At 74.0% G+C, this 25,065-nt stretch carries 32 protein-coding genes; 20 read left to right on the forward strand and 12 right to left on the reverse strand.

What is annotated here, in order from left to right:
• Nucleotides 1-836: hypothetical protein (locus tag CCO02nite_RS15810; protein WP_186812730.1), on the forward strand; the 836-nt coding region annotated here is incomplete at its 5' end.
• On the forward strand, nucleotides 833-1,468 hold the full coding sequence (locus CCO02nite_RS15025; RefSeq protein ID WP_146843993.1) for a hypothetical protein: 636 nt from the start codon (nucleotides 833-835) through the stop codon (nucleotides 1,466-1,468). The genes CCO02nite_RS15810 and CCO02nite_RS15025, both read left to right, overlap by 4 nt.
• On the opposite strand, the gene CCO02nite_RS15030 is transcribed toward CCO02nite_RS15025, so the two are convergent.
• Together CCO02nite_RS15030 and CCO02nite_RS15035 are read right to left on the reverse strand one after the other, a co-directional pair.
• Nucleotides 1,452-1,754, reverse strand: coding sequence for a DUF6572 domain-containing protein (locus tag CCO02nite_RS15030; protein WP_146843994.1), 303 nt, complete (start codon nucleotides 1,752-1,754; stop codon nucleotides 1,452-1,454). The genes CCO02nite_RS15025 and CCO02nite_RS15030 overlap by 17 nt on opposite strands.
• A gap of 25 nt (nucleotides 1,755-1,779) precedes the next feature.
• On the reverse strand, nucleotides 1,780-2,157 hold the full coding sequence (locus tag CCO02nite_RS15035; protein WP_146843995.1) for a helix-turn-helix domain-containing protein: 378 nt from the start codon (nucleotides 2,155-2,157) through the stop codon (nucleotides 1,780-1,782).
• Nucleotides 2,158-2,619: 462 nt separating this feature from the next.
• On the opposite strand from CCO02nite_RS15035, the gene CCO02nite_RS15040 reads away from it, so the two are divergent.
• Nucleotides 2,620-2,850 (forward strand): helix-turn-helix domain-containing protein, encoded by a 231-nt coding sequence (locus tag CCO02nite_RS15040; RefSeq protein WP_146843996.1) that lies wholly within the window; start codon nucleotides 2,620-2,622, stop codon nucleotides 2,848-2,850.
• A 161-nt stretch (nucleotides 2,851-3,011) separates the two neighbouring features.
• The gene (locus CCO02nite_RS15045) at nucleotides 3,012-3,110 is read left to right on the forward strand and encodes a 30S ribosomal protein bS22 (RefSeq protein WP_003792170.1); all 99 of its coding nucleotides are present in this window, start codon (nucleotides 3,012-3,014) and stop codon (nucleotides 3,108-3,110) included.
• A 269-nt stretch (nucleotides 3,111-3,379) separates the two neighbouring features.
• Here the strand turns inward: CCO02nite_RS15045 and CCO02nite_RS15050 are convergent, their stop codons facing one another.
• Both CCO02nite_RS15050 and CCO02nite_RS15055 read right to left on the reverse strand, forming a co-directional pair.
• Nucleotides 3,380-3,943 (reverse strand): GNAT family N-acetyltransferase, encoded by a 564-nt coding sequence (locus CCO02nite_RS15050; protein ID WP_146843997.1) that lies wholly within the window; start codon nucleotides 3,941-3,943, stop codon nucleotides 3,380-3,382.
• 8 nt (nucleotides 3,944-3,951) lie between these two features.
• Nucleotides 3,952-4,749: an HAD family hydrolase gene (locus CCO02nite_RS15055; protein WP_186812734.1), complete on the reverse strand. Its 798-nt coding sequence runs from the start codon at nucleotides 4,747-4,749 to the stop codon at nucleotides 3,952-3,954.
• Nucleotides 4,750-4,822: 73 nt separating this feature from the next.
• Between CCO02nite_RS15055 and CCO02nite_RS15060 the strand changes: the two genes are divergently transcribed.
• On the forward strand, nucleotides 4,823-5,131 hold the full coding sequence (locus tag CCO02nite_RS15060; protein WP_307724058.1) for a glutaredoxin family protein: 309 nt from the start codon (nucleotides 4,823-4,825) through the stop codon (nucleotides 5,129-5,131).
• Nucleotides 5,128-5,790 (forward strand): redox-sensing transcriptional repressor Rex, encoded by a 663-nt coding sequence (locus CCO02nite_RS15065; RefSeq protein WP_146843999.1) that lies wholly within the window; start codon nucleotides 5,128-5,130, stop codon nucleotides 5,788-5,790. Before CCO02nite_RS15060 ends, CCO02nite_RS15065 begins: the two co-directional genes overlap by 4 nt.
• 113 nt (nucleotides 5,791-5,903) lie before the next feature.
• On the opposite strand, the gene CCO02nite_RS15070 is transcribed toward CCO02nite_RS15065, so the two are convergent.
• Nucleotides 5,904-6,467, reverse strand: coding sequence for a YceI family protein (locus tag CCO02nite_RS15070; protein WP_146844000.1), 564 nt, complete (start codon nucleotides 6,465-6,467; stop codon nucleotides 5,904-5,906).
• A gap of 160 nt (nucleotides 6,468-6,627) precedes the next feature.
• Here CCO02nite_RS15070 and CCO02nite_RS15075 point away from each other — a divergent pair, with 160 nt between their 5' ends.
• From CCO02nite_RS15075 to ccsB, 6 genes are read left to right on the forward strand one after another with little or no spacing between them, the layout of a single operon-like run.
• The gene (locus tag CCO02nite_RS15075) at nucleotides 6,628-7,110 is read left to right on the forward strand and encodes a MarR family winged helix-turn-helix transcriptional regulator (RefSeq protein WP_186812731.1); all 483 of its coding nucleotides are present in this window, start codon (nucleotides 6,628-6,630) and stop codon (nucleotides 7,108-7,110) included.
• A gap of 49 nt (nucleotides 7,111-7,159) precedes the next feature.
• Nucleotides 7,160-7,846, forward strand: a complete 687-nt coding sequence (locus tag CCO02nite_RS15080; RefSeq protein ID WP_146844002.1) for a histidine phosphatase family protein — start codon at nucleotides 7,160-7,162, stop codon at nucleotides 7,844-7,846.
• Between the two features lie 34 nt (nucleotides 7,847-7,880).
• Nucleotides 7,881-8,468, forward strand: coding sequence for a TlpA family protein disulfide reductase (locus CCO02nite_RS15085; protein ID WP_146844016.1), 588 nt, complete (start codon nucleotides 7,881-7,883; stop codon nucleotides 8,466-8,468).
• Complete coding sequence (locus CCO02nite_RS15090) at nucleotides 8,465-9,343, forward strand: cytochrome c biogenesis CcdA family protein (protein WP_246117584.1); 879 nt, start codon at nucleotides 8,465-8,467, stop codon at nucleotides 9,341-9,343. Before CCO02nite_RS15085 ends, CCO02nite_RS15090 begins: the two co-directional genes overlap by 4 nt.
• A gap of 1 nt (nucleotide 9,344) precedes the next feature.
• Nucleotides 9,345-11,027: a cytochrome c biogenesis protein ResB gene (gene resB / locus CCO02nite_RS15095; RefSeq protein WP_146844003.1), complete on the forward strand. Its 1,683-nt coding sequence runs from the start codon at nucleotides 9,345-9,347 to the stop codon at nucleotides 11,025-11,027.
• Nucleotides 11,024-12,079, forward strand: coding sequence for a c-type cytochrome biogenesis protein CcsB (gene ccsB, locus CCO02nite_RS15100; protein WP_146844004.1), 1,056 nt, complete (start codon nucleotides 11,024-11,026; stop codon nucleotides 12,077-12,079). The genes resB and ccsB overlap by 4 nt, the downstream gene beginning before the upstream one ends.
• A 46-nt stretch (nucleotides 12,080-12,125) precedes the next feature.
• Here the strand turns inward: ccsB and CCO02nite_RS15105 are convergent, their stop codons facing one another.
• Nucleotides 12,126-12,464: a PLD nuclease N-terminal domain-containing protein gene (locus CCO02nite_RS15105; protein ID WP_146844005.1), complete on the reverse strand. Its 339-nt coding sequence runs from the start codon at nucleotides 12,462-12,464 to the stop codon at nucleotides 12,126-12,128.
• A 37-nt stretch (nucleotides 12,465-12,501) separates the two neighbouring features.
• On the opposite strand from CCO02nite_RS15105, the gene CCO02nite_RS15110 reads away from it, so the two are divergent.
• The 3 genes from CCO02nite_RS15110 (at nucleotide 12,502) to CCO02nite_RS15120 (ending at nucleotide 14,328) form a co-directional block, all read left to right on the forward strand.
• Nucleotides 12,502-12,786, forward strand: a complete 285-nt coding sequence (locus tag CCO02nite_RS15110; RefSeq protein ID WP_186812732.1) for a DUF4229 domain-containing protein — start codon at nucleotides 12,502-12,504, stop codon at nucleotides 12,784-12,786.
• A 154-nt stretch (nucleotides 12,787-12,940) separates the two neighbouring features.
• Nucleotides 12,941-13,180 carry a hypothetical protein gene (locus CCO02nite_RS15115; RefSeq protein WP_146844006.1) on the forward strand — a complete coding sequence of 80 codons (240 nt, stop codon included), beginning with the start codon at nucleotides 12,941-12,943 and terminating at the stop codon, nucleotides 13,178-13,180.
• Nucleotides 13,177-14,328: a LacI family DNA-binding transcriptional regulator gene (locus CCO02nite_RS15120; protein WP_246117585.1), complete on the forward strand. Its 1,152-nt coding sequence runs from the start codon at nucleotides 13,177-13,179 to the stop codon at nucleotides 14,326-14,328. The genes CCO02nite_RS15115 and CCO02nite_RS15120 overlap by 4 nt, the downstream gene beginning before the upstream one ends.
• Here the strand turns inward: CCO02nite_RS15120 and CCO02nite_RS15125 are convergent.
• Nucleotides 14,325-15,194, reverse strand: coding sequence for a 1,4-dihydroxy-2-naphthoate polyprenyltransferase (locus tag CCO02nite_RS15125; RefSeq protein ID WP_146844007.1), 870 nt, complete (start codon nucleotides 15,192-15,194; stop codon nucleotides 14,325-14,327). The two genes, CCO02nite_RS15120 and CCO02nite_RS15125, sit on opposite strands and share 4 nt — an antisense overlap.
• Entirely contained in the window at nucleotides 15,191-16,378 is a 1,188-nt protein-coding gene (gene menE, locus CCO02nite_RS15130) for an o-succinylbenzoate--CoA ligase (RefSeq protein WP_146844008.1), read from the reverse strand. Before menE ends, CCO02nite_RS15125 begins: the two co-directional genes overlap by 4 nt.
• Nucleotides 16,379-16,469: 91 nt before the next feature.
• Between menE and CCO02nite_RS15135 the strand changes: the two genes are divergently transcribed.
• Both CCO02nite_RS15135 and CCO02nite_RS15815 read left to right on the forward strand, forming a co-directional pair.
• Nucleotides 16,470-17,543 carry a DUF3048 domain-containing protein gene (locus CCO02nite_RS15135; protein WP_146844009.1) on the forward strand — a complete coding sequence of 358 codons (1,074 nt, stop codon included), beginning with the start codon at nucleotides 16,470-16,472 and terminating at the stop codon, nucleotides 17,541-17,543.
• Between the two features lie 144 nt (nucleotides 17,544-17,687).
• A complete protein-coding gene (locus tag CCO02nite_RS15815; RefSeq protein WP_186812733.1) occupies nucleotides 17,688-17,843 on the forward strand; it encodes a hypothetical protein in 156 nt (51 codons plus the stop codon).
• Nucleotides 17,844-17,858: 15 nt separating this feature from the next.
• Here the strand turns inward: CCO02nite_RS15815 and CCO02nite_RS15140 are convergent, their stop codons facing one another.
• The 3 genes from CCO02nite_RS15140 to CCO02nite_RS15150 all read right to left on the reverse strand — a co-directional run bounded on the left by CCO02nite_RS15140 (nucleotide 17,859) and on the right by CCO02nite_RS15150 (nucleotide 19,918).
• Nucleotides 17,859-18,227: an Imm8 family immunity protein gene (locus CCO02nite_RS15140; protein WP_146844010.1), complete on the reverse strand. Its 369-nt coding sequence runs from the start codon at nucleotides 18,225-18,227 to the stop codon at nucleotides 17,859-17,861.
• 15 nt (nucleotides 18,228-18,242) lie between these two features.
• Nucleotides 18,243-18,800 carry a hypothetical protein gene (locus tag CCO02nite_RS15145; protein WP_146844011.1) on the reverse strand — a complete coding sequence of 186 codons (558 nt, stop codon included), beginning with the start codon at nucleotides 18,798-18,800 and terminating at the stop codon, nucleotides 18,243-18,245.
• A gap of 173 nt (nucleotides 18,801-18,973) precedes the next feature.
• A complete protein-coding gene (locus CCO02nite_RS15150; protein WP_146844012.1) occupies nucleotides 18,974-19,918 on the reverse strand; it encodes a 1,4-dihydroxy-2-naphthoyl-CoA synthase in 945 nt (314 codons plus the stop codon).
• A 20-nt stretch (nucleotides 19,919-19,938) separates the two neighbouring features.
• Here CCO02nite_RS15150 and CCO02nite_RS15155 point away from each other — a divergent pair, with 20 nt between their 5' ends.
• The 3 genes from CCO02nite_RS15155 (at nucleotide 19,939) to CCO02nite_RS15165 (ending at nucleotide 24,620) form a co-directional block, all read left to right on the forward strand.
• Nucleotides 19,939-20,934 (forward strand): o-succinylbenzoate synthase, encoded by a 996-nt coding sequence (locus CCO02nite_RS15155; protein ID WP_246117586.1) that lies wholly within the window; start codon nucleotides 19,939-19,941, stop codon nucleotides 20,932-20,934.
• Nucleotides 20,931-22,811, forward strand: a complete 1,881-nt coding sequence (gene menD / locus CCO02nite_RS15160) for a 2-succinyl-5-enolpyruvyl-6-hydroxy-3-cyclohexene-1-carboxylic-acid synthase (protein WP_146844013.1) — start codon at nucleotides 20,931-20,933, stop codon at nucleotides 22,809-22,811. The genes CCO02nite_RS15155 and menD overlap by 4 nt, the downstream gene beginning before the upstream one ends.
• Nucleotides 22,812-22,919: 108 nt before the next feature.
• Nucleotides 22,920-24,620: a S1C family serine protease gene (locus tag CCO02nite_RS15165; RefSeq protein ID WP_146844014.1), complete on the forward strand. Its 1,701-nt coding sequence runs from the start codon at nucleotides 22,920-22,922 to the stop codon at nucleotides 24,618-24,620.
• 252 nt (nucleotides 24,621-24,872) lie between these two features.
• Here CCO02nite_RS15165 and CCO02nite_RS15915 read toward each other — a convergent pair.
• The coding region (locus CCO02nite_RS15915) for a hypothetical protein (RefSeq protein WP_222593217.1) at nucleotides 24,873-25,065 on the reverse strand (193 nt) is incomplete at its 5' end.

The raw sequence follows: 25,065 nt of genomic DNA on the forward strand, positions 1-25,065 counted from the left end.
CGGGGTTGTTCTGGGGTCAAGGTGTCCTGAGTAACATCGGCGGGTTCGTCTCGGAACACTCCGGGGAGATCGTCGGGGCGGTCGCCGCGACCGTGGTGACCGGCGTGTGCCTGGCCGGGACCGGCGGTGCCGGGTCCGTGGGGTGCCTCGCGGCCGGCGGTGCGGTCGGCGGGGCGGTGACGAACCTGTGGAAGACCCAGGTCCAGCACACCCAGCAGTTCTCCTGGTCCGCCCTGGCCTCCGACGTCGCGTTCGGCGCCGCCTCGGCCGTCGTGGCCGGCGGGATCGCCGAGATCGCCACCCCCTGGGTCGCCGGCGTCGCCAAGACCGCCGCCAGCGCCGTCCAACGCGCCGCACAAACCGTCGCCCCCCGCGCCACCCAAGCAGTAGCCTCGACGAGCAAGGCCATCGCCGCCGGGGCCAAGAACCTCGCCACGCAGGCCAAGAACATCTTCAAACGCGTCCCCAAGCCGGACGAGGGCCCCGCAACGTCCGGTGCGGGCGGGGTCACCTCGGTGCTGAAGGGCGAGGCTGGCGTACAGCGGTCGATCGCGGCGGCTGAGGCCCGCGGTGAGACGGTCTTGGGCCGGGAGATCACGATGGACACCACTGCTGGCCGTGTTCGACCGGACATCCTGGTTCGGGACGCCGAGGGGAACCTGAAGTTCATCGAATCGAAGAATGGTCCGTCCGCGTCGCTGACGCCGAATCAGACTGTTGGCTACCCGATTCTACGTTCGGAGGGCGGCATTCCGAGGGGCGGCAACGCTTCGCGGGCCGGATTGACTCCGGGGGAGCCCATCGGGCCGATCCCGGTCCAGGAGGATTGGTGGTGACGAGCGGCGGTTTGGTTGCCGAGATGAGTGCTGCATGTCGCGAGCGACTCGCAAGTGCGGGCTTCCAGGCTCGCGCAGGTGGTGTCTTCACGCGCGCCGTCGACGGCGAAGTCCTCGGGTGGCTCGGACTCAATCGGGCCGTGGGCGGCGGGGGCGGATTGGTGGAGGTCAATCCTGTCGTCGGCGTGCGGCATCAAGCTCTCGAGGCGTTGATCGCGGAACTGCTCGGAGCGAAGCCGCACCGCTACGTGCCCGCGACGCTCAGTAGCTCTCTGGGATACCTGATGCCAGCCAGCAGGTATCGACCTTGGATGTTCGGCGCCGAGGCGCCCGTGGGGGTCGTCGCTGACGAGTTGGTCGCTGCCGTCGTGGAGTACGGCATGCCCTACGTACAGCGCCACGGCTCGTTGACGGCGATCGTAGAGGCTATGGCACGCGGCGAGGGTGTGAGGGAGTTCGTGGCGGTCCGGTTGCCGGTCGGCTATCTACTCCTGGGCGAGGCTCAGCGCGCGCTGGGTGCGCTCGAGGCTTCGGAGAGCGCGATCGCCCACCGCCAGGATTTGGCCGCCCAGCGGTTCCGCGGGTTCGCCGCCGCGTTCCGGCGCCGGCTGAACGTCAGCCGAGGAGATTGACCACGAACCTGATGCGGTAATCGCCCAGCCGCCCGGTAGTGAGATCGAGGTACTCCTGGGCTCTCGGGGTCGGCACGCCGGTGCAGTCCAGCTGAATACGCACCGGGTGGCCCGCAGACTGCGGGTAGGCGCGCAGCAGCCCTTCGTCGAGTGCGAACATCGCGTAGTTGTTGATCTTTTCGCTGAGTTGTGCCAACTGTTCGGGGGAGTCCGTCCAGGGACGTTCCTCGATCATGATCAGCGCATATTCGCCGGTTGCTGCGTCGTACGTGACCAGGTCGATCACGTTCGGTTCGCGAACCCCGCCCACCTCAACCTGCCCGGCCCGTGCGGTGCTGGCGGACGTCGTGGCGGAGCGGCACGGACTTGACACGGTTGATGACGGCGGCCTCTTCGTCGTCGAGACGTTCGAGCCGGAGGCGGAGCTGGCCGTCGACTGGGCCGCGCTCATCTCCGTTGAAGACCAGCGAGTCGGTGCCGTCCGACAGGCCAATGGCGATGGCTCGCACGACGTCGGAGGCGGGTTGGCTGGTGCCGGCTCCATCGCGGCGGATCTCGGTGACGTGGACGCCGATGGTGTCAGCCAGGGTCTGCTGGGTGAGCCCGCGTTGCTTGCGGACTGCGGTGAGCCGGTGGGCGTAGCCCATGTCTCCGAGCCGGTCGATGGGTGGGGTCGCTGTGGTGTCCATCGTCGTGGCGCCTTCCTCATCGTGCGGACCCGATAGAGCAGATGGTGAAGCGCCCCAGGTTCTCTGCCGCTCCTGTGCGGGTTGAACCTGCTCGGTGAACGCAGCGTAGTGGGCGTCCTCGTACTCGGGTGAACTAGGCGTCGGAGATGGTGCGGTACGGACCTTTCGTGGCCCTTCGAGGTTCGTGGTGAAGTGCGACGCCCTCGTCGAGCTGTGAGACGTACTGTCGACCGTGCCCCACCCGCGCGATCCGCGTGAGCCCGGCACCGGGCTCCTGGCGGTCATGGCCGTCGGTGGGTCCGGGCCGGGGCTTCCCGTTCACCCGGTCGGGATCTTTCACTCTCGTCACCCCTTTCACTCTCGTCCCACGCGCCACTAGGGTTTGGCCCGACGTGCACGGGGGCGCAGGTCGCGACGCGCACACGCGCGCCGCACGTCGAGGACGAGGACGAGACGAGAGACATGACCGAGCAGCCGGCCCGTGTGCGCTACCTGACGGTGGTGGAGGTCGCCGAGATCATGCGCGTCTCCAAGATGACGGTGTACCGGCTGCTGCACTCGGGTGAGCTGCCCGGTGTGCGCGTCGGCCGCTCGTTCCGCGTCCCGCAGGACGCGCTCGACCACTACCTGGCGACGTCGCTGCCGATCGTGCCCCAGGACGCCGAGCGGGACACCGAGCGCCGCTCGTCCTGACCGCCGGACGCCCGCGCGTCGCGGTCCGGACCGGTGATCGCGTAGGGTGGGGCCTCGGACTTTCCCTGCGTGCCCGACTCGACGGTTGATCGGCGGACCACGCGCCGATCGACCAACAGTAGGCCCGGGCGCCCGGGCCGCACCGGAAGCGAGAGTGGACCATGGGTTCCGTCATCAAGAAGCGCCGCAAGCGGATGGCCAAGAAGAAGCACCGCAAGCTGCTGCGCAAGACGCGTCACCAGCGTCGCAACAAGAAGTGACCTCGCGCTGCCGGTAGGCAGCGCAGGAACGAAGGGCTCGGCCGATCCGGCCGGGCCCTTCGTCGTCCGCGACGACCGCCGCTCGAAGCTCTTCCGGCGAGCCGAACCTCTACATCACGCGCGTGTTCGCGCTGCTGGCGCGCCTTGACCTCGAGCTGGAGGTTCGCGTGCGGTGACGACCCCGGCGCCAGACCAATCGGTGTCACCAAGGAAGAAGCGCGTCGGACTTGGCGACGAGTCGCGGGCGAGTGAGGGCCGGCTCGTGTCGGTCAGTCGTGCGGGTGCAGGGGGCGTTCGAGGACGAAGTCGTCCTCGAGGCGCGCGCCGACCTGGAAGTGCTTGGTGCCGACGCGCACGAAGCCGGCGTGCGTGTAGAAGCCCTGCGCGCGTGAGTTGCGCTGGTTGACCCCGAGCCACATGCCGACGGCGCCGCGCGCCCCGGCGTCCTCGAGGCAGGCCGCGAACAGCGCGGACGCGACCCCGCCGCGGTGCCGGTCGGGGTGCACGTAGAGCTTGGACAGCTCGATCGTCGGGCGCAGCGTCAGCGCCCGCTGCACGTCGGGATCGGTCGGCTCGCCCGCGACGAGCATCGCGTAGCCGGCCGGGGCGTCCGGGCCTTGTTCGTCGTGCGCGAGCAGGACCGTGCGGTGCTCGTCGGCCACGTACTGCGCGAACCGCTCGACGGACAGCACGGCGGCGACGAACTGCGCCTGGTCCGCGGGCGTCGAGTCGGGCGGGCACGCGAGCGGGAAGGTCACCGCGGCCAGCGCCGCGAGGGCGTCGACGTCCGCGGGCGTGGCGCGGCGCACCGTGACGGCGGTCGTGCGGTCCATCGCGCGGCTCAGGCCCGGCCCGCCAGGCGGCGCCGCAGCGCGCGCAGCGACAGCCCGCACGCCCACGCCAGGCCGGCCAGGCTCGCGGCGTCGATGCTGCGGCGCACGCCCGGGCGACGCACGGCGCGGAACTCGCGCACGGGCCAGCCCTCGGTCGCGGCGTGGTGCCGCAGCCGGCGGTCGGGGTTGATCGCGCACGGGTGCCCGACGGTCGACAGGATCGGCACGTCGTTCGTCGAGTCGCCGTACGCGAACGACGCCTCGAGCGAGAGGTTCTCGCGCTCGGCCAGCGCCCGCACCGCCGCGGCCTTCGCCTCGCCGTGCAGCATGTCGCCCACCAGGCGGCCCGTGTAGAAGCCGTTGCGGTGCTCGGCGAGCGTGCCGAGCGCGCCGGTCGCTCCCAGCCGGCGCGCGATGAGCTCGCCGATCTCCAGCGGGCTCGCGGTCACGAGCCAGACCTGGTGGCCGGCGGCGAGGTGCGCGTCGAGCAGTCGCTGCGTGCCGGGGTAGATCCGCAGGCAGAGCACCTCGTCGTAGACGTCCTCGGCGACGGCCGTGATCTCCGCGACCGAGTGCCCCCGGACGATCTCGAGCGCGCGCGTGCGGACCTCGTCGATCTGGTGCTTGTCCTCGCCGAACATCCGGTAGCGCAGCTGGTGCAGCGCGAACCGGACCAGGTCCGGCACACGGAAGAAGTCACGCCGGTACAGGGCGACGGCCAGGTGGAACGCGCTCGCGCCCCGGATGATCGTGTTGTCCACGTCGAAGAAGGCCGCGGCCCGCACACCGGGCGGGGCGGGGAACATGGGCACACGGCCACTGTAACCAGGCGGGCTGTGCATCCGCCGCGACGACGACAGCGACGACTACCGTTGGTGGGTGCCCCGGATCGTGCTGTACTCCCGCGTCGGCTGCCACCTGTGCGACGACGCCCGTGCGCTGGTCGCGCAGGTCGCGGCCGAGACGGGCGAGGCCTTCTCGGAGGTCGACGTCGACGCGGCCGGCGGCGATGGCGACCTGGCCGTCCGGTACGGCGAGCTGGTGCCGGTGGTCGAGGTCGACGGCGTGCGGCAGGGGTACTGGCGCATCGACGCGGCGCGTCTGCGGCGCGCCCTTGCCACACCCGTGCGCGGCGCCCGGCCGCAGGGCTCCCACCCGGGGCGGACGGCAGGGGAGCAACCGCGATGACGCAGGTCCGGCGCTCGGCGCAGCAGGCGGCGGTGCCGCCATCGACGGTCGCTCGGCTGCCCGGCTACCTGCGCGCGCTCGACGAGCTGGCGTCCGCCGGGGTCACGACGACCTCGTCCGACGAACTCGCGCGGGCGGCCGGCGTCGGCCCCGCCCAGCTGCGCAAGGACCTGTCCTACCTGGGCTCGTACGGTCGCCGCGGGGTGGGGTACGACGTCGCGCACCTGGCCGAGCAGGTCGGCGTGGTGCTGGGGCTGCGCGTCGAGCGGCGGGTCGTGATCGTCGGGATCGGCTACCTGGGGCACGCGCTCGCGAGCTACTCGGGCTTCGCCGAGCGCGGCTTCGCGGTGGTCGCGCTCGTGGACGTGGACGAGGCGGTCGTCGGGACCCTCGTCGGCGGTCTCGTCGTCGAGCCGTTCGACGAGCTGGCCCGTGTGGTCGCCGCGACCGGCGCGACGATCGGCGTGATCGCGACCCCCGCCGCGGCCGCGCAGGACGTGTGCGACGCGCTGGTCGCCGCCGGTGTCGGCGGGATCCTCACGTTCGCGCCTCGCGCGCTGCGCACCCCCGCTCACGTCGACGTGCGCGCCGTCGACGTCGCGAGCGAGCTGCAGATCCTCGCGTTCCACGACACCCGCCGCCAGGTCCCGGGCGCCTGACGGTGGTGCGAAGAAGTGGCCAGGAATCGTGGCCGATCCTTCGCACGATCGCGATCGAGACGGGGACGACGAAGGGCGGCCGCCGATCGGCGACCGCCCTTGCGTACGGGTGCTCAGGCCTGCTTGATGGCCGAGATGTCGAGCGCGATGACGACCTTGTCCGAGACCAGGACGCCGCCGGCCTCGAGGGCCGCGTTCCACGTCAGCTCGAAGTCCTTGCGGGAGATCGTCACGGACGCCTCGAACCCGGCGCGCGTGTTGCCGAACGGGTCCACCGCGACGCCCTGGAACTCGGTGACGAGCTCGACCGACTGGGTCACGCCGTGGATGGTCAGGTCGCCGACGACCACGTGGTCGCCGCCCTGGGCGCGCACGGCGGTCGAGGCGAACGACCACTCGCCGAACTTCTCGACGTCGAAGAAGTCGGCGCTCTTGAGGTGGCCGTCGCGGTTGGCGTCGCCGGTCGAGACCGTCGACGGGTCGAGCGTGGCCGTCACGGAGGAGAGCGTCAGGTCGTCGCCCACGAGGATCTCGCCGCCCGTGACGGACACCGTGCCGCGGACCTTCGAGATGCCGGCGTGACGGACCGTGAAGGACGCCTCGGTGTGCGACGGGTCCAGGGTCCAGGTGCCGGTGGTGAGGCCGGCGGGGAGCGTGGTGGTGGCGGTAGCGGTCATGGGGGGATCTCCTGCTCGAGGCGGCGGTTGTTGAAGCGTCAACATTTCGTTAGTTCAAAGTTGTACTACAGTGAGGGCCGACCCGCAACCCCTGGGACCCCCGGCGTGACGCACGTCACTCCTGGCACACTGGGGTCGCACTGACGAGAGGAGCCCGCCCGTGAGCACGAGCACAGAGGTGCGCTGGCTGACGGCCGACGAGCAGCGCGCGTGGCGCTCCTTCCGCGACGGCACCGCCCGGCTCTCCGACGTCCTCGCCCACGAGCTCGAGTCGACGTGCGGGCTCTCCGTCCACGAGTACGAGGTGCTCGTGCGGCTCTCCGAACGGGACGGGCGCACGATGCGTATGTCCGAGCTCGCGGACGGCATCGCGCACTCGCGCAGCCGACTGACGCACACCATCCGGCGGATGGAGGAGCGCGGGCTCGTCGAGCGCGTCGCCTGCAGCGCGGACGCACGCGGCGTGAACTGCTCGATGACTGCCCAGGGCTGGGAGGTGCTGGTGGCCGCGGCGCCCCTGCACGTGCAGTCCGTGCGCACGCACCTGGTCGACGTGCTCACGCCCGAGCAGTTCCAGGCGCTCGGCGCGGCGATGGACGCGGTGCGCGAGCACCTGTCGGGTGGCCCGTGCCACACCGACTGACACCCTCACCGGCCCGGGGCACACAGCGTCGTAGGGGAGACTGACCCCCATGGTCGCCACCACCGTCCACCTGATGCGCCACGGCGAGGTGCACAACCCCGACGGCGTGCTGTACGGCCGGCTGCCCGGGTACCACCTGTCCGAGCGCGGCCTGGCCATGGCACACGTCGTCGCCGCCCACCTGTCCGGTGCCGGCGGCGGCCTGCTCGACGGCGTCGCCGTGCCGGGCGGACCGCGCCGCGACGTCGTCGCGGTGATCGCCTCGCCTCTGCAGCGCGCGCAGGAGACCGGCGCACCGATCGCGGCCGCCTTCGGCGTCGAGCTCGGCACCGACCCGCGGATCATCGAGGCGGGCAACCACTTCCAGGGCATGACGTTCGGGGTCGGCGACGGCTCGCTGCGCCACCCCGAGCACTGGCCCTACCTGCGCAACCCGTTCCGGCCGTCCTGGGGCGAGCCCTACCGCGAGCAGGTCGACCGCATGCTCGCGGCGGTCGACGACGCCCGCGCGCTCGCGCGGGGCCACGAGGTCGTGCTCGTCTCGCACCAGCTGCCGGTGTGGGTCACGCGGCTCGCGCTCGAGGGGCGCCGGCTGTGGCACGACCCGCGGCGCCGGCAGTGCTCGCTCGCCTCGGTCACGAGCCTGCGCTTCGACGGCGACCGGCTGGTGGGCGTCGGGTACTCCGAGCCGGCGGCCGCGTTGCTGCCGGGTGCGGCGACGGTCGCGGGGGCCTGACGTGCGACGCGCGACCGAGAGGGCGGGCCGCGGCGTGCGCGGACGTGCCCTGGCCGCGGTGGGCCTCGCCGCGACGCTCGGGCTGCTCGTCGCGTGCGGCCCCGCCCAGCAGACCCAGGACGTGACCGACCAGGGCTACCAGAGCGGCGACGGCAGCACGAAGACCTGGCCCGCGGGGGACCGCAAGGGACCGGTCGAGCTCGCCGGGACCGACTTCGAGGGCACCTCGCAGGACATCGCCGACTGGCGCGGCGACGTCGTCGTCGTGAACACCTGGTACGCGGCCTGCCCGCCGTGCCGTGCCGAGGCGCCGGACCTGGCGGCCCTCGCGAACGACTACGCCGACCAGGGCGTGCACCTGATCGGCGTGAACGGGACGGACGCGGCCGGTGCCGCGCAGTCCTTCCAGGAGCGCTTCGAGGTCCCGTACCCGACGATCGCCGACCAGGACGGCGCCGCGATCGCCGCACTGCAGGGCGTCGTGCCGATGCAGGCGACCCCGAGCACGGTCGTGCTCGACCGCGAGGGCAAGGTCGCGGCCACCGTGATCGGGCTCGCGGACCCGACGACGCTGCGCGCGATCGTCGACGACGTGCTCGCCGAGCCCCCGGCGACGCCGTGACGGCGGCGGTCCTGCTCGCCGACGCGGGCGACGCCTTCGGACGAACCGCGGTGAGCGGGTCGCTGCTGCTCGCGATCCCCGTCGCGGTGCTGGCCGGGCTCGTCTCGTTCGCCTCGCCGTGCGTCCTGCCGCTCGTGCCCGGCTACCTCGGCTACCTCGGCGGGATGTCCGGCGGCGCGACCGTGGGCACGACGCCGGCCGCGGTCGCCGTGGGCGGTGCGGGCGGCACGGGTGGTGCGGGTGGCACGGTCGGGCTCCCTGGACCGAGCGGCGGCGCCGTGCGGGTCGCGGCCGAACGGCGGCGCGTCCTCGCGGGTGTGGGGCTGTTCGTCGCGGGGTTCACCGCGGTGTTCGTCGTGTTCGGGGTGCTCGCGGGGACCGTGGGCGCGGCGCTCGCGCCGTACGCGGACGCGATCACGCGCGTGCTCGGCGTCGTCGTGATCCTCATGGGGCTCGCGTTCATGGGCTTCGTGCCGTTCCTGCAGCGCGAGAAGCGGATGCATCTCGCGCCGCGCGCGGGCCTGTGGGGTGCGCCGCTGCTGGGCGTGACGTTCGGCCTGGGCTGGACGCCGTGCATCGGCCCGACGCTCGCCGCGATCTACGCGCTCTCGCTCGACTCCGGCTCGGCCTGGCGCGGCGCGCTGCTCGCGGTCGCGTTCTGCGTCGGGCTCGGGGTGCCGTTCCTGCTCGTCGCGCTCGGCGTCGAACGCTCGGCGCGGATGCTCGGCTTCCTGCGCCGGCACCGGCTCGCGATCATGCGGTTCGGCGGCGCGATGCTCGTCGTGCTCGGCCTCGCGCTCGTCACGGGCGTGTGGGGCACGTGGGCGCAGTGGCTGCAGGGCCTGTTCGCCGACGACTTCGTGCCGGTGGTGTGACGTGCGCACCTACCGCCCCGAGGGCCTCGACGACACGTTCTCGAACCCGGACGCACCCGCAGGCGAGCCGACGACGAACACGCCCGGCGACCCGCAGACGCCGGTCCGGCTGCCCTCGATCGGCCTGCGCGGCTGGCTGCGCTGGTCGTGGCGGCAGCTCACGAGCATGCGCGTCGCGCTGCTGCTGCTCATGCTGCTCGCGGTCGCGGCGGTGCCGGGCACGGTGTTCCCGCAGCGCGCGCAGGACGTCGCCCGCGTCGCCACCTACCTGACCGAGCACCCGACCACGGGCCCGTGGCTCGACCGACTCGGCTTCTTCGACGTGTACTCGTCGGTCTGGTTCTCCGCGATCTACCTCATGCTGTTCGTCTCGCTCGTCGGCTGCATCGTGCCCCGCACGCGGGTGCACCTCGCGGCGCTGCGCGGCCGTCCGCCGCGTACACCGCGCCGGTTCGGCCGGTTCCCCGCGCAGGCGGAGGCGAGCACCGACGCGAGCCCGGAGCAGGTCGTCGAGTCCGCGCGCCGCGTGCTGCGGCGCGGGCCGCGCCTGCTCCCGTGGATGGCCTCCTACCGCGTCGACGTGCACGACGAGGGCGGCGGCTGGTCCGTGTCGGCCGAGCGCGGCTACCTGCGCGAGACGGGCAACCTCGTGTTCCACCTCGCGCTCGTCGGGCTGCTCGTCTCGATCGCGGCCGGTCAGATGCTGCACTACCGCGGCCAGGCGATCGTCGTGCAGGGGCGCGGCATGGCCAATGCCGTGCTGGAGTACGACACGTTCGAGCAGGGCACCGCGTTCCGGCCCGAGAGCCTCACGCCGTTCACGCTGCGGCTCGACTCGTTCGACGCGCGGTTCGACCCCGAGTCGCTCGAGCCGCGCGACTTCACGGCGCACGTCACCGTCACGGACCCCGGCGAGCAGCCGCAGGACGCGACGATCAAGGTCAACCACCCCCTCGGCGTCGACGGCGCGAAGATCTACCTGCAGGGCAACGGCTACGCGCCCGAGCTCACGGTGCACGACGCGGCCGGCGAGGTCGCGTTCGCGGGCGCCGTGCCGTTCCTCCCGCAGGACGGCGTCTACACCTCGCGCGGCGTCGTCAAGGTGCCCGACGTCTCGGGCGACCAGGAGCAGGTCGGTCTCGTCGGGTACCTGCTGCCGACCGCGGTGCAGCTCGGCGAGAACCTGTGGCGCTCGTCGAATCCGCAGCCGCAGGACCCGCTGCTGGTGCTCTCGGTGTGGTCCGGCAACCTCGGCCTGGACACCGGCGTGCCGCAGAACGTCTACCAGCTCGACGAGTCGCGCATGGAGCAGGCCGTGGACGAGGACGGCGCGCCCGTCACGCTCTACCTGCGGCCCGGCGAGACCGTCGAGCTGCCGGACGGGCTGGGCACCGTGACGTTCGACGGCCTGCCGCGATACGTCGCGCTCGACCTGCGGCACGACCCCGCGCTGACGTGGGTGCTCGTGTTCGCGCTGCTCGCGTTCGCCGGGCTCGCCGCGTCGCTGTTCGCGCCGCGTCGTCGGGTCTGGGTGCGGGCCGTGCCGGGGGCTGGGCCCGCCGGCGAGCAGGGCCGTACAGTGATCACCGCCGCCGGGCTGGCCCGCGGCGACGACGTCGGGCTGCAGCCCGAGCTGGACCGCGTGCTCGCCGCGACGCTGGTGGACGTGGAGGAGACGACATGAACAACCTGGGTGATCTGAGCACGCTGCTGGTGTGGGCCGCCGCGACGGCGTTCACGGTCGCGCTGATCGCTTACGCCGTGGACCTGGCGCGCCTCGCCGACAACGCCCAGCGGCGCGCGGCGGACGTGCCCGTGCCCGTCGCGGTCGGCGCCGACGGCGCGCCCGACGACCGGGTCGACGTCCCCGTCGTCGCCGAGTCCGCCGTGCTCGGCTCGGCCGCGCAGGTCGCGCCCGGGCGGTCCGCGCGCGCCGAGGGGATCGCGCGCTCGACGACGTACCTCGGCCTGGCGCTGCTGTTCGCCGGCATCGTGCTGCGCGGGTTCGCGGCCGGCCACTGGCCGACGTCGAACATGTACGAGTTCGCGCTGGTCGGCACGTTCGTCGCGGTGCTGGTGCTCGCGATCGTGCAGCGCCGTCGCGTGATCGCGTTCCTCGGCGTCGTCGTCATGAGCATCGCGGTGCTGCTGCTGGTGCTCGCGCTCAACGTGTTCTTCGTGCAGGCCGAGGCCCTGCGGCCCGCGCTGCAGAACTACTGGCTCGTCATCCACGTGGGCGTCGCGATCACCGCGACGGGCGTGTTCACCGTGGCCTTCGCGGCCGCGGTGCTGCAGCTCCTGCGCGACGCGCGCGAGACGGGCCGCACCCGGCTCGGCTCGCCCTGGCGGCGCGCCGACGGCCTGCGCCGCACGTTCAGCGGGCTCGCGGTCACCGGCCGGCACTTCACGTGGCTCGAGCAGGTGCCCGACGCCCGTCGGCTCGAGGCGTTGTCCTTCCGGCTCAACGCGGTCGGCTTCGTGCTGTGGACGCTCACGTTGATCGGCGGCGCGATCTGGGCCGAGCACGCCTGGGGTCGGTACTGGGGCTGGGACCCCAAGGAGGTCGGCACGTTCGTCGCGTGGGTGGTCTACGCCGCCTACCTGCACGCGCGCACGACGCGCGGCTGGAGCGGACGCCGCGCGGCCTACTTCGTCATGGTCGGCTACGCCGTCGTGATCGCGAACTTCACGATCGTCAACCTCGTCGTGACGGGCAAGCACTCCTACGCGTTCTGACGACGCCGCGTTCTGACGACGCCGCGTCCTTACACGCGCCGGACGGTCAGCCGGCGGTCGGCTTGTCCTCCGGCGCGTCGTCGCCTTGCTGCGCGCGGCGACGTTCCTGCTCGAGCCGCCACAGGAACTCCGGATCGTCGTCCGGGGCCACCGGGCCACGCGACGGTCCCGACGAGGTGCGCCCGCCCGCCGTGGCCGGTCGTCCGGCGCGGCGTGTGCGGCTGACCGCGAGCCAGACGATCGACCCGAGGATCGGGATGAGCACCACGAGCAGCACCCACAGCGCCGGGTGCACGCCGAGCCGTTCGTCGTCCTCGCTGCGCACGATGTCGATCACGCAGTACACGACGAGACCGATCAGCAGCAGGTAGCCCAGGTTGCGCACGTGCCCAGGGTAACGGCGGGCCGCCTACGCTGGGTCGGTGCCCGTCGTGCTCTACACCCTCCTGCGCCTGCTCCTGTTCGCCGTCGCCACCGCTGCCTTGTGGTGGGTCGGCATGCGCTCGTGGCTCGCGCCGCTCGCGGGCCTGTTCGTGGCGTGGGGGCTCGGCTACGTCCTGCTGGGCCGCTGGCGGTCCGCCGCGGCCGCCTACGTCCAGGCGCGCGCCGAGGCACGGGCACCGAGCACCCACCGCACCCGGGCCGACGAGGACGCGGCGTACGAGGATGCGGCCGACGACGCGGCCCGGTCCCAGCCCGACTCCTGACCGTTGCGGCCGGCCGAGTGCGGGGTGCACTCCGCCGGCCGGCGAGCCGTCCTGAAACACTTGACCGGTACAGAACATCGGCGTAGCGTCCCGATTGTCCTCTTGACCGGTACAGCATCGACCGGTCCAGCAACCCTGACCGAGGAGGTGCACCGTGTACTCCACCCCGCCGCCCATCAGCCTCATCAGCTCGCGCCGAGCCACGATCGCGCTCGCCCGCAGCGCCACCCCCGACGCGCCCGTCGTCGAGGAGCGTCCGTCCCGCCGGTCCGGACGGCGCACCGCCCGGACCCTCGTCGCACCGCTCGACGCGCCCCGTCGCCTCGGCGCGCGCTCGCTGCACCGGCTCGCCGACCTGCTCGCACCGGCCGAGCGGGAGGCCCTGGTGCGATGACCGCGCACGACGTGGCCGACGAGCCGCGCGCGGTCACCTACCCTGGCGTGCAGGGCCACGACGGCCCTGCACGCGAGGAGGTGTCCGTGGGGCGCGTGACCCTGCAGACGATCGCCGACCGGGTCGGCGTGAGCCGGATGACCGTGTCGAACGCGTTCTCCCGGCCGGACCAGCTCTCGGCCGAGCTGCGCGCGACGATCCTCGCGACCGCCGACGAGCTCGGCTACGTCGGCCCCGACCCGGCCGCCCGCGTCCTCGCGCGGGGTTCGTCGGGCACGGTCGGCGTGCTGTTCACGCAGTCACCCGGTGCGGCGTTCCGCGACCCGATCGCCGCCGAGTTCTTCGCGTCGGTCGCCGAGTCGCTCGCACCGACCGGCCTCGCGCTCGCGCTGCTCCCGACGACGAACGAGGGCGACCTGCTCGCCGCGCGTGACGTGCCCATGGACGCTGCCCTCGTCTACGCCTGCACCGTGGACACCACCGCGCTCGACTGGTTGCGTCGCCGCAGGCTGCCCCTCGTCTTCGTCGACCAGGAGGCCGTCGGGCCGGACGCCGCCACGGTGCTGGTGGACGACCGCCCGGGCGCGCGCGCCGGGGCGCAGCACCTCGTCGACCTCGGCCACCGCCGGGTGGCGATGCTGACCACCGCCTACCGCGAGCCGCCGGGCGTGGCGCCCGACCCCGCGAGCGCCGGGATCGGGCACGTGTCCCGCGAGCGCGTCGAGGGCTGGATGAGCGCGTTCGTGCCCGCCGGCGTCGACGTCGTCGCGGTGCACATGAACGACAACCAGGAGGCCGATGCGCTGGCGGCGGCGCGGACCGCCCTCGCGCTGGCGGACCGACCCACCGGCATCGTCTGCTTCTCCGACCTCGTGGCCTGGGCCGTCGTGCGGGTCGCGCACGAGCTCGGGCTCCGGGTGCCGCAGGACGTGTCGGTCGTCGGGTTCGACGACAGCGCGCTCGCGCGGACCGTCGCGCCCGCGCTCACGACCGTGCGGCAGGACCTCGTCGCCAAGGGCCGCTCGACCGCCGACGCGATCCGCAACGCCATCGCGGCCGCCCGGCAGGGCGCCACGGGCAGCCCGGAGCACGTCCTGGTCCCGACGGCCCTCGTCGTGCGCGACTCGACGGGCCCCGCCCCCGGCTAGAGAGCCAGGCCCAGACCGAGCAGGAGGCCGAAGGCGAGCTCGTAGAAGCCGGTGCCGGCCAGCACGGGCACGAGCGCACGGCCCCGCGCGCCGAGCATGACCACCGACGCGAGCACGACCGCCGGGACCAGGAGCAGCAGCACCAGCAGCGCCCACGGCGCGGCCGCGGCGCACGCGGCGCCCAGGGGCAGCGGGAGCACGACGAGCGCGGCGTACACGCGGCGCGCGCGGCGCTCGCCGAGCCGCACCGCGAGCGTGCGCTTGCCGACGAGCGCGTCGGTGGGCACGTCGCGCAGGTTGTTCACCATGAGCAGCGCGCACGCGAGCATCCCGACGGCGACCGCGCCGAGCCAGGCCGTCCACGGCAGCTCGCCGGCCTGCGTCCAGGTGGTGCCGAGCACCGCGACGAGCCCGAAGAACACGAACACGCCGACCTCGCCGAGGCCGCGGTAGCCGTAGGGGTTGCGCCCGCCGGTGTAGTACCAGGCCGCGGCGATGGACAGCGCGCCGACGGCGATCATCCACAGCGCGCCGGAAGCCAGCACGAGCCACAGGCCGAGCAGCGCCGCGACCCCGAACGACGCGAAGGCCGCTGCGCGCACCGCGCCCGGCCGGGCCGCGCCCGAGGCGGTCAGGCGCATCGGTCCGACCCGGTCGAGGTCGGTGCCGCGGATGCCGTCCGAGTAGTCGTTGGCGTAGTTGACGCCGACCTGCAGCGCGAGCGCGACGCCGAGCGCGAGCAGCGCGCGGCCGGGGTGGGCGGCGTCGAGCTGCGCGGCCGCACCGGTCCCGACGATCACGGGCGTGGCGGCGGCGGGCAGCGTGCGCGGGCGCGCGCCGGCGATCCATTCCGAGGAGGTGGTCACGTGTGGCTCCGGATCGGGGAGGTCGGCTGGGGTCGAGGGTCCTGGCGGGCGGCGGTCGCGATCGAGGTCGCGGCGGCGCGGTCGGGTTTGCCCGGGCCACGCAGGGGCAGGCCGTCGACGACGACGAGCGCGCGCGGTGCGTGCGCGGGGCCGAGCGTCGCGAGCACGGCTGCGCGCAGCTCGTCGAGCGTCGGCGCCGCCAGGCCCGCGCGGGGCACGACGAGCGCGGTCACGCACTGCCCCCACTCGTCGTCGGGAACGCCGACGACGAGCGCGTGGGCGACCGACGGCAGCGCGGCGAGCACGTCCTCGACGGCCGCCGGGGCGACGTTGACCCCGCCCGTGACGAGCACGTCGTCGGCGCGGCCGAGCACCGTGAGCACGTCGCCGTCGAGGCGTCCGAGGTCGGACGTGCGCAGGTGAGGCACGTTGTCGAACGTCACGAACGCCGCCGCGTCGAGATCGGGCCGCTGCGCATAGCCGGTCGCGAGCACGTCGCCCGCGAGCAGGATGCGACCCTCGTCGGACAGGCGCACGCGCACACCGTCGAGCGGCCGCCCGTCGTACACGCAACCCCCGCACGTCTCGGTCATGCCGTACGTCGTCACGACGCGGGCGCCCGCGTCGCGCGCGCGTTCGAGCAGCGCGGTCGGCGTCGCGGCGCCGCCGACGAGGACCGCGTCGAACGTGACCAGCGCGTCACGCGCGGCGGGATCGTCGAGGACCCGCCCGAGCTGGGTCGGCACGAGGGACGTGTAGCGCGGCGCGGAGCGGTCGAGCCGGGCCGTCGCCACCGCGAAGCCCGCGGCGGTGAACGGGCCGGGCGGCAGGGTGACAGGAGTGGTCCCCGCGAGGGTCGAGCGCACGAGCACCTGCAGACCGGCGACGTGGTCGACCGGCAGCGCCAGCAGCCAGCGGCCCGGTCCGCTCAGGCGCGCGTGCGTCGCCTGCGCCGACGCGTGCAACGCCGCAGCGCCCAGCAGCACGGTGCGCGGCTCGCCGGTCGAGCCGGAGGTCGCCACGGCGACGGCGACCTCGTCGGGCACGCTCGTCGGGGACGGGACGGAACCCGCGACCGCGGAAGGGACCACGCGTACCGCGGGGCCCGTACCGGCCAGTGCGCGGGCCAGGTCGGCCGGCAGCGACGGGTCGGCGACGACGACGTCTCGCAGCGGCCGGCTCACCCGCGACAGCCTAGGCCGCCCGGCGCGCCGGTCCGGTCCGGTCCGAACGCGTGGCAGGCTGGTCCCCGGACATCACGGGGGGAGACACACCATGACCCGATCCATCGCGCGCCGTCGCGGCGCCACGCTGGCGGTGCTGACCGCCGCAGCGCTCGCACTGACGGCCTGCTCCGGCACCGCCGAGCCCACGCCGACGCCGTCGACGGTCTACCAGGACCCGACCATCGAGCCGGACAAGCAACCTGTCCCGACGCCGTCCGTCGAGGCGACGTGGCCCCTGACAGGCGTCGCCGGCGACCCGGTGGAGCGCCCGTCGCTCGCGGTGAAGGTCGAGAACACGTCGGCGGCCCGACCGCAGAGCGGTCTCGAGCAGGCGGACATCGTCTGGGAGACGATCGTCGAGTTCCAGGTGTCGCGGTTCATCGCCGTGTTCCAGTCGCAGGTGCCCGAGGAGGTGGGCCCGGTCCGCTCGGTGCGTCCGATGGACCCGGTGATCCTCGAGCCGACCAAGGGACTGCTGGCGTTCTCGGGTGGGCAGGAGGGCATCGTCGCGTTGGCGAAGGCCTCCGGCCTGCAGCTGTTCAGCAACGACTGGGGCTCGCCCGGCATGTACCGCTCCAGCGACCGCGCGGCGCCGCACAACGTCTACCTGACGCCCCAGACGCTCTGGGACAACGCCGATGCGAACCACTCGGCCGCGCCCGGTGAGCAGTTCCTGTTCGCGCGGTCGGCCGACAAGGCGGCACCGGCAGCGGGTGGCAGTGCGGCCGGCACGCTCACGTTCAACCTCTCCGCGGCGGCCAGGCCCGTCTGGACGTGGGACGCGGGAACCTCGACGTGGCTGCGCTCGGAGGGGTCCTCGCCCGCGACCGCCCGCTCGGGGGACCGGCTCTCCGCGGTCAACGTCGTCGCGATCGTCGCCGAGCACCCGAACACCAAGTTCCCGGCTCAGGGCGGCGCCCGCGTCCCGACGTACAACCTCGTCGGGACCGGCACCGGGCTGATCGCGACCGGCGGCAAGACGATCCCCGTGACCTGGAAGAAGACGGCCGAGGACCAGCCGCTGCGGCTGTTCCTCGCCGACGGCTCGCCCGCGCTGCTGTCGCCGGGCAACACCTGGGTCGAGCTGGTGCCCAAGGAGACCGGTTCCTTCACCGTGAGCTGACCCGCTCCACCGCGGGGACGAGGGGCCCTCCACCTACGGGTGGACGGGCCCCTCGTCGTCGTGGCCCGGCGACGGACCGCCCGCCCGCAGGGACGGTCCCGGGGGTCGACGCGGTCCGGGCGGCGCGGCGGCCAGCCTGGAGGCATGGTCACTCACGACATCCATCCACCGGTCGAGCACAGCACGGCGTCCCTCGGAGCCGTGGTCGTCTCGGGGGTCGTCCTGCTGGGTCTGCTGGTCGGCAGCGCGTTCGCTCTCGCGCAGCTCGTCGACCTGCTCGCGTGGGCGGGCGGTTCCTGACCCCGCCCGTCCTCGCTACTCCTGGTAGTCCTCGAACTCCCAGTGGCCGATGCGCGCGAGCTTCTCCGCGAGGGCGTCCCAGTCGGCCTCGTCGAGCGACTCGACCAGCTCGCGCAGGTAGGCCGTCGCGCGGGGCAGGTCGAACGGCTCGACGACGAGGTGGTGGCGTCCGATCTGCGGCCCGTTCTCGACGACCTCGCGGCGCAGCCACAGCGGCGTGCACACGAGCACGTCGAACGACTCGCCCGAGAGCGGTTCGTCGTCCTGCTGCTGCGCAGGCCCGACGAGCAGGCGCACCCACACCCCGGCGTCGGCAGGATCGTCCGGGCGGAAGGTCTCGACGTCGACGTCGGTGCTGATGATCTCGTGCAGCGTGGCGCGCATGTCCTGGTCCGTTGCCTAGTTGATCGTGAGGTGGCCGTTGTTGGTCCACGCTCCGGAGGAACCGGCGCGCGACTCGAAGTTCGACTGCTTCTTCCCGAGCTTCGGCTTCATCGTCGGGGCACGCCACTGGCGGGTGCCGTCGGCGCTGATGTAGATCGTGCCGAGCTTCGAGCTGGTCTCGTGGTAGCCCTCGCCGACCCACGCGAGGCCGGCCTGCTTCGCCTGGGCCTCGGTGGCCGTGCCGAGGCTGAACATGCCCGAGCCGCCCTCGGCCGCCTCGACGATCTTGTCGGCCTTGCTGGCCTTGGCCTTGCCGCCCTGGGTCTTCCACCCGCCGTCGTCCGCGTCCCCGCCCTCGGGGTTGCGGCGGATCGGGGTCGCGGCGTGACCGCCGTACCGGCGCAGCACCGACAGGGGCGCACCGGTCGACGCGTACTCGTCGGTCGTGGCACCGCCGGTCAGTCCCGCCACCGGCGCGGGCGCCAGGGCCGTCGGCGCGCTCGTCGTCGACTCCCGGTCCGCGCTCCCCGCCCCGGTCTGCGCGTGCAGACGCGTGCCGCTGTCCCTGGTCATCCGGACCCCCGATCGGCTGCCGGCATCGTCGTCCGGTTCGCCCCCATCGTCCCGAGCACCCACGGTCGTCGTCGTCAGCAATCGCTACCCAATGGGCCCGTCCGGTGGACGGGCTTGGATGGGCACGGAAGGGCACGGACGGGCTTGGTCGGGCGTGGTCGGGCGTGCACGGGTCAGTACGCGTACGGGAAGCCGGACCAGTCCGGCGGGCGCCGCTGCAGGAACGCGTCGCGCCCCTCGACGGCCTCGTCGGTCATGTACGCCAGACGCGTCGCCTCGCCCGCGAACACCTGCTGGCCGGCGAGCCCGTCGTCGGCCAGGTTGAACGCGAACTTCAGCATCCGGATCGCCTGCGGCGACTTGGACGCGACGATCCGCGCGTACTCCAGGCCGGCAGCCTCGAGCTCGTCGTGCGCGACGACGTCGTTGACCGCACCCCACGCGTACGCGTCGTCGGCCGAGTACTCGCGGGCCAGGAAGAAGATCTCCCGTGCGCGCTTCTGGCCGACCTGCCGGGCCAGCAGCGCCGAGCCGTAGCCGCCGTCGAACGAGCCGACGTTCGCGTCGGTCTGCATGAACCGTGCGTGCTCGCGGCTCGCGATCGTCAGGTCCGCGACGACGTGCAGCGAGTGCCCGCCGCCGGCCGCCCAGCCGTTGACGAGCGCGACCACGACCTTCGGCATCGTGCGGATCAGGCGCTGCACCTCCAGGATGTGCAGCCGGCCGGCGCGCGCGGGGTCGATCGCCTCGGCGCTCTCGCCCTCCGCGTAGCGGTAGCCGTCGCGGCCGCGGATGCGCTGGTCGCCGCCCGAGCAGAACGCCCAGCCGCCGTCCTTGGGGCTCGGCCCGTTGCCCGTCAGCAGCACCGTGCCCACGTCCGACGACATGCGCGCGTGGTCCAGCACCCGGTACAGCTCGTCGACCGTGTGCGGCCGGAACGCGTTGCGCACCTCCGGCCGGTCGAACGCGACGCGCACCACGGGCAGATCGCGCTCGTCGTCACCCGTGCGGTCCACGCCGCGGTGGTAGGTGAGGTCCGTCAGGTCCTCGAAGCCGCGGACGGCCCGCCAGCTCGACGGGTCGAACGTCGTGGACACCTGCTGAGGCAGCTCGCTCACGTCGCTCACCCTAGTCAGCGGTGCGACGTAGCCTGGGCTCCGTGCTGGCCGGGGACGTCGTCGTGTGGTCCGTGCCGTTGCGCTCGCGGTTCCGCGGGCTGACGGTCCGCGACGGGGTGCTGGTGCGCGGGGACGCGGGCTGGGCGGAGTTCTCGCCGTTCTGGGACTACGACGACGAGGAGTCCGCCTCGTGGTGGCGCGCCACGCGTGAGGCCGCCGACGAGGGCTGGCCCGCGCCGGTGCGCGACCGCGTGCCCGTCAACGTCACGGTGCCCGCGGTCGACGCGGCGACCGCGCGCCGGATCGTGCTCGCCTCGGGCGGCTGCCGCACCGCCAAGGTCAAGGTCGCCGAGCCGGGGCAGTCGCTGTCCGACGAGGTCGCGCGGCTCGAGGCCGTCCGCGACGCGCTGGGTCCCGGCGGCGCGGTCCGGGTCGACGCGAACGCGGCGTGGGACGTCGACGAGGCCGTGCGCCGCCTCGCGGTGCTCGACCGCGCGGCGGGCGGACTCGAGTACGCCGAGCAGCCGGTGCCGACCGTCGAGGACCTCGCGGCGCTGCGACGCCGCACGCACGTGCCGATCGCCGCCGACGAGTCGATCCGCCGCGCTGCGGACCCGCTCGCGGTCGCGCGGGCCGGCGCCGCGGACCTCGTCGTGCTCAAGGTGCAGCCGCTCGGCGGTGTGCGGGCGTGCCTCGAGCTCGCCGAACGGATCGGGCTGCCCGTGGTCGTGTCGTCGGCGCTCGAGTCCTCCGTGGGGCTGGCCGCCGGGGTCGCGCTCGCGGCCGCGCTGCCCGAGCTGCCGTACGCGTGCGGGCTCGGCACCGGCCGCCTGCTGGCCGCCGACGTGACGCTCGACCCGCTGCTGCCTGTCGACGGCGCGTTGCCCGTGCGGGCGGTCGTGCCCGACGAGGCCGCGCTGGCGGCTGCCGTCGCCCCCGACGACGTCGCCGCGCGGTGGCGTGAGCGGGTCCGGCGGGTCTGTGCGCTGCCGGCGCGGGGTCGCGACCAGGCATGATGGCATCCGTGACGACGACGCCGGAGCCCGCCACCGACGCCGCGCGCGTGCTGGTCCAGGCCCTCGTCGCGTGCGGTGTCGAGGACGTCGTGCTCGCACCCGGCTCGCGCAGCGCCCCGCTCGCCTACGCGCTCGCAGAGGCGGCCGTTCCCGCCGCGGACCGGCCCGAGCACGCGCCGGCGCTTCGGCTGCACGTGCGGGTCGACGAACGTTCCGCGGCCTTCCTCGCGCTCGGGCTGGCGCGCGCCGGCGCGCACGTCGACGGGCTGGCGGCCGGCCCCGCGCGACCCGTCGCGGTCGTCACGACGTCCGGCACCGCGGCCGCGAACCTGCACCCCGCGGTGCTCGAGGCGCACCACAGCGGGGTCCCGCTGCTGCTGCTCACCGCCGACCGCCCGCACGAGCTGCGCGGCAGCGGCGCCAACCAGACCACCGACCAGGTCGGCATGTTCGGCTCGGCCGTGCGGCTGACGGTCGACGTGCCGGCACCCGTGGGGCTGCCCGACGAGGCGCGCGACCTGCGCCGGCTCGCGGCGCGGGCCGTGGCCGCCGCGACCGGTGCCCGCACCGGCGACCCCGGGCCCGTGCACCTCGACCTGGCCTACCGCGAGCCGCTCGGCCCGCCCGTCGGACCGTGGCCTGCGCCGTCGACCGTCGGGCTGACCCACGTCCAGGCCCGCCCGGCGCCCGCGACGGCCGTGACGACCGGTGCCGTTCCCGCGGTGACCGGCTCGGCGACGGCGTCCGCGACCGGGACCGAGGAGCGGCGGTCCGGGCCCGGTCGACTGGGCGGCATCGCGACCGTCGTCGTCGCGGGCGACGGGGCCGGGCCGGGCGCGCGCCGGCTCGCCGAGGCGAACGGCTGGCCGCTGCTGGCGGAGCCCTCGTCGGGCGCGCGCGGTGGACCGAACGCGATCCCCGCCTACCGGCTGGTGCTCGCCGCCGAGGAGCTCGTCTCGCGGGTGCGGCGGGTCGTCGTGCTGGGGCGTCCGACGCTCTCGCGGCCGGTGCAGGCGCTGCTGCGCCGGGACGTCGAGGTGCTCGTCGTCGTGCCGCGCGGTGCGCAGTGGCCGGACGCCGCGCGCAACGCGAGCCAGGTGCTGCTCGAGCCCCCGGCGCGCATGCGGCAGGGGCGGATGCGCGGGCCGGTCGGCTGGCTCGAGGCCTGGCAGGTCGCGGGCGAGGCGGCCGCGGCCGCGGTCGACCGCGAGCTGGACCGTGACCCCGCGGACCGGGGCCGCCGCTCGCGCAGCGGCGCGCGAGTGACCGGCCCGGTGCTCGCGCGCGCGGTCGCGGCCGTCAGCGTGCCGGCCGACGTGCTCGTCGTCGGCTCGTCGAACCCCGTGCGCGACCTCGACCTCGTCGCGCGCTGGGACGTGCCGCCGCTCGTGCTCGCCAACCGCGGGCTCGCGGGCATCGACGGCACCGTGTCGACCGCGATCGGCGTCGCGCTCGGGCTGCCCGCGCGCCGCGTGCGGGCCGTGCTGGGCGACCTCACGTTCCTGCACGACGTGGGCGGGCTCCTGCGCGGGCCGCTCGAGCCGGGGGTCGACTGCCAGCTCGTCGTCGCGAACGACGATGGCGGGTCGATCTTCGCGACGCTCGAGCACGGCGACGTCGCCGCGGGCAGCCCCGCGCACGCGCTGTTCGAGCGCGTCTTCGGCACGCCGCACGGCGCCGACCTCGCCGCGCTGTGCGCGGGGTACGGCGTGCGGCACACACGCGTGGGGGACGTGGACGGGCTGCTGCCCGCGCTCGCCGCGCCCGGCACCGGCCTGTCCGTCGTCGAGGTGCGCGTCGACCGCACCGGGCGGCGCGAGCAGTCGGCGCGGCTGGCGTCGGCCGCCGCCGCGGCGGTCGGGGCTGCGCTGCGCTGATCGTCGTGCCGGCCGCCCTGCGCGCAACTCACAGGAGGCTCTCAGGTTCTGCGAAGGGTCTGCCCAGGGGGCGGCGGTGTGATCTTCAGGACCAAGGAGGCAACCACTATGACCACGCCCGACCCCGCCGCCCACCCGCAGGACGCGTCGACCCAGCCGCTTCCGCCCGTGCCGGCCCCGCCGCAGCCTGTCGCGCCCCACCAGGACGCGCAGCCGGTGGTCGCCGCCCCGTCGCAGCCCGCCCCGTCGCAGCCCGTCGCGCCGCAGCCCGTCGCGACCCAGCCGATCGCGCCGCAGCCCGTCGCGACCCAGCCGATCGCGCCCCAGCCGCAGGCCGCCCATCCGCAGCAGGCCGTGACCCAGCCGGTCGCGCCGCAGCCGGTCGCGCCGCAGCAGCACCCCGCCCAGGCGTTCGCGCACGCGCCCTACGCCGCACCGCAGCCCGCCGCCCCGTCGAACGACCCCTGGTCGGTCATGCCGGCGCCGGCCGCGACCACGAACGCGCCTCGCAAGAAGCGGATCTGGATCCCGATCACGGCCGCCGCGGCCGGTGCGGCGCTGCTCGCCGCCGCCGCGACGCTCGGCGTGACCGGTGCGCTCGGCGACAACGACGGGCCCAGCACGGCGGGGACGTCGTCGGCGTCGATCGCCACGCTCGGCCAGGACACCAACGACGCCGTGCCCGTCTCGGGCTCGACCGACGACGACCCGGACTGGCAGGCCGTCGCCAAGGCCGTCCAGCCGTCGGTCGTGGCGATCGCCGTCACCACCGACCAGGGCGGTGCGCAGGGTTCAGGCGTGATCGTCGACTCCGCCGGCCACATCGTGACCAACAACCACGTCGTGTCGGGCTCGACGAGCGTCTCGGTGACGCTGACCGACGGCCGCATCTTCGACGCGACCGTCGTCGGCACCGACCCGACCACCGACCTCGCGGTCGTCAAGCTCGTCGACCCGCCGTCGGACCTCACCCCTGCCGCGCTCGGCGACTCGTCGGACGTGCAGGTGGGCCAGGCCGTGATGGCCGTCGGCAACCCGCTCGGCCTCGCGAACACCGTCACCACCGGCATCGTCTCGGCCGTCGACCGTCCCGTCAGCACGCAGGGCGAGGACAGCAGCGAGACGACCGTGACCAACGCGATCCAGATCGACGCGGCCGTGAACCCCGGCAACTCGGGTGGCCCGCTGTTCGACGCGCAGGGCCGCGTGATCGGCATCAACTCGTCGATCGCCACGCTCTCGAGCGAGTCCGGCTCGATCGGCCTCGGCTTCGCGATCCCGGTGAACCTCGTCAAGAACGTCGCGCAGCAGCTCGTCGACGACGGCACCGTCAAGCACGCGTTCCTCGGCGTCGGGCTCGACGACGGCACCGCGACCGCCGACGGCGTGACCCGCGCCGGTGCGGTCGTCAAGCAGGTCAACGACGGCTCGCCCGCCGCAGCTGCCGGCCTCCAGCTCGACGACGTGGTCGTCGCGATCGACGGCAGCCCCGTCGGTGGCGCCGAGTCGCTCACCGCCTACGTCCGCTCCTACACTTCCGGCGACCAGGTCACGCTGACTCTCGTGCGCGACGGCAAGGCGCTCGACGTCGACGTCACGCTGGCGACCCGCGAGGACACCTCCACCCAGTCCCAGCAGGGCCAGGGCCAGCAGGGCCAGCAGGGCGACGGCCAGCAGGGCGACGGCCAGCAGGGCGTGCCCGGCGGCCCGAACCAGGGTCAGGGCGACGGTTCGCTCGGCGGCCTGAGCCCCGAGGAGCTGTGGCAGTGGTACCAGCAGCAGCAGGAGCAGCAGAACGGCCAGGGCTGACCTGGTGACAGACCTCGGTCGACGCACCCCCTGACGTCGACCGAGCAGCGCGAGTCCCCGCACCCCCTGAGGGTGACTCGCCACGAGCCCGGCCGGGCGGCCTCACCAGGCCCCGGCCGGGCTCGTCCACTCCACAGCAGCGGCTGGCCCGTGAGTGCAGGCGTGGGTGCAGCACTGGCGGGGTGGACCCGGCGACACCTGCGCCCATCCCTGCACCCACACCATCCGCACCACCTCGTCGGCCCGCCTCCGTCATCGACGCAGCTGTCGACCCGCCCCGTCGTCGCCGAAGCCGTCGGCGCGCCCCGGAGTCACCCGAGCCTCGGCCCGGCCGTCGCTGGCGGCGATGCGTGAGCGCAGGGATGGGTGCAGCACCGGCGGGGTGGACCCGGCGACACCTGCACCCATCCCTGCATCCGCGAGTTCCGTGGCGCCGATCCGAGCA

It is taken from the genome of Cellulomonas composti, assembly GCF_007990245.1.
GTDB classification, from domain to species: Bacteria; Actinomycetota; Actinomycetes; order Actinomycetales; family Cellulomonadaceae; genus Cellulomonas; species Cellulomonas composti.

What these genes read in the sequence shown, in the direction of transcription:
- CCO02nite_RS15035 (WP_146843995.1), bottom strand. Translation starts at nt 2,157, where the DNA reads ATGGACACCACAGCGACCCCACCCATCGACCGGCTCGGAGACATGGGC.
- CCO02nite_RS15040 (WP_146843996.1), top strand. Translation starts at nt 2,620, where the DNA reads ATGACCGAGCAGCCGGCCCGTGTGCGCTACCTGACGGTGGTGGAGGTC.
- CCO02nite_RS15045 (WP_003792170.1), top strand. Translation starts at nt 3,012, where the DNA reads ATGGGTTCCGTCATCAAGAAGCGCCGCAAGCGGATGGCCAAGAAGAAG.
- CCO02nite_RS15050 (WP_146843997.1), bottom strand. Translation starts at nt 3,943, where the DNA reads ATGGACCGCACGACCGCCGTCACGGTGCGCCGCGCCACGCCCGCGGAC.
- CCO02nite_RS15055 (WP_186812734.1), bottom strand. Translation starts at nt 4,749, where the DNA reads ATGTTCCCCGCCCCGCCCGGTGTGCGGGCCGCGGCCTTCTTCGACGTG.
- CCO02nite_RS15065 (WP_146843999.1), top strand. Translation starts at nt 5,128, where the DNA reads ATGACGCAGGTCCGGCGCTCGGCGCAGCAGGCGGCGGTGCCGCCATCG.
- CCO02nite_RS15070 (WP_146844000.1), bottom strand. Translation starts at nt 6,467, where the DNA reads ATGACCGCTACCGCCACCACCACGCTCCCCGCCGGCCTCACCACCGGC.
- CCO02nite_RS15080 (WP_146844002.1), top strand. Translation starts at nt 7,160, where the DNA reads ATGGTCGCCACCACCGTCCACCTGATGCGCCACGGCGAGGTGCACAAC.
- ccsB (WP_146844004.1), top strand. Translation starts at nt 11,024, where the DNA reads ATGAACAACCTGGGTGATCTGAGCACGCTGCTGGTGTGGGCCGCCGCG.
- CCO02nite_RS15120 (WP_246117585.1), top strand. Translation starts at nt 13,177, where the DNA reads ATGACCGCGCACGACGTGGCCGACGAGCCGCGCGCGGTCACCTACCCT.
- CCO02nite_RS15135 (WP_146844009.1), top strand. Translation starts at nt 16,470, where the DNA reads ATGACCCGATCCATCGCGCGCCGTCGCGGCGCCACGCTGGCGGTGCTG.
- CCO02nite_RS15815 (WP_186812733.1), top strand. Translation starts at nt 17,688, where the DNA reads ATGGTCACTCACGACATCCATCCACCGGTCGAGCACAGCACGGCGTCC.
- CCO02nite_RS15140 (WP_146844010.1), bottom strand. Translation starts at nt 18,227, where the DNA reads ATGCGCGCCACGCTGCACGAGATCATCAGCACCGACGTCGACGTCGAG.
- CCO02nite_RS15145 (WP_146844011.1), bottom strand. Translation starts at nt 18,800, where the DNA reads ATGACCAGGGACAGCGGCACGCGTCTGCACGCGCAGACCGGGGCGGGG.
- menD (WP_146844013.1), top strand. Translation starts at nt 20,931, where the DNA reads ATGATGGCATCCGTGACGACGACGCCGGAGCCCGCCACCGACGCCGCG.
- CCO02nite_RS15165 (WP_146844014.1), top strand. Translation starts at nt 22,920, where the DNA reads ATGACCACGCCCGACCCCGCCGCCCACCCGCAGGACGCGTCGACCCAG.